Source organism: Kitasatospora sp. MY 5-36 (assembly GCF_001182915.1).
In the GTDB taxonomy this organism is placed as follows: Bacteria; Actinomycetota; Actinomycetes; order Streptomycetales; family Streptomycetaceae; genus Kitasatospora.
Genome location: NZ_LFVW01001452.1, coordinates 1 through 523 on the forward strand (window position 1 = coordinate 1; position 523 = coordinate 523).

A 523-nucleotide genomic window follows, 5' to 3' on the forward strand; every position below is an offset into this window, starting at 1 on the left:
CCCGCGCCCGGCCCTCGGCGTCGCGCTGGCCGTCCTCGCGGGCGCCGGCCAGAGTGGCCTCACCCTCTGGGCCCGGGGCGGCGGCTCGGCCCGGGCCGGCACCGGCGCCTTCACCACCGGGCTGCTCTGCCTGCTTCCGCTCGTCGCCGTCCAGGGCGTCCAGGGCGTCCAGGGCGTCCTGCCGGTCGACGGTGACCCGCTGGTGACCGCGGTGGCGCTGCTCTTCCTCGGCACCGTGCCCACCCTGTTCGCCTACCGCTGGTACTTCACCGGCCTGACCACCGTGCCCAGCACGACGGCCGCGGTGCTGGTCCTGCTGGAGCCCGCGACCGCGGCGGTGATCGGCGTGCTCTGCCTCGGCGAGCCGCTGACGGCGGGCCTGCTGGCGGGCTCGGCGCTGCTGCTCGCGGCCATCGCGGCGCTGGCGCGGGAGTAGCGGCTCCGGCGCGGGAGTCAGCGGTTCCGGCGCGGGAGCGGCGGAGGGCGGGGGCCACCCGGGCGGGCGTCCTGTGGTCGCCCGGGG

The 523-nt window shown here is 79.0% G+C and carries 1 protein-coding gene; it reads left to right on the top strand.

The features are described from left to right. A partial coding sequence (locus AE652_RS42895; protein WP_049661848.1) for an EamA family transporter occupies positions 1-436 on the top strand: 436 nt, incomplete at its 5' end. Positions 437-523 lie beyond the last annotated feature (87 nt).